This window comes from Rhizobium ecuadorense (assembly GCF_001187535.1).
Lineage (GTDB): Bacteria > Pseudomonadota > Alphaproteobacteria > Rhizobiales > Rhizobiaceae > Rhizobium > Rhizobium ecuadorense.
The window spans coordinates 1-278 of record NZ_LFIO01001452.1 but is presented as its reverse complement, the minus strand read 5'-3'; the positions used below and the strand labels follow the sequence as shown (position 1 = coordinate 278).

At 60.8% G+C, this 278-nt stretch carries 1 protein-coding gene; it reads left to right on the top strand.

The window, feature by feature from the left end:
- A partial coding sequence (locus AF337_RS30225) for a Gfo/Idh/MocA family oxidoreductase (protein ID WP_244471343.1) occupies positions 1–278 on the top strand: 278 nt, incomplete at both ends.

Below are 278 nucleotides of genomic sequence, written 5' to 3'. Positions count from 1 at the left end.
GCGTCAGATGTGTATAAGAGACAGAAGCTGCTCTGCGACCGCAAGGCCTTCATTCCGACCCGTGCGCCACTCGAAGACCACGCGACCGTTCTCATGCACTACGACAACGGCGCCCGCGGCCGTCTTTGGGTGTCCTCGGTGGATGCCGGCAACATGGGTTCGCAGCGCTACCGTTTCGTCGGCTCCAAGGCCTCCGTCGAATGGTCCGATTCCCATCCCGATCAGTTGATTTACGAAGTGCAGGGTGAACCGAACCGCACCTTGCATCCCGGCATGCC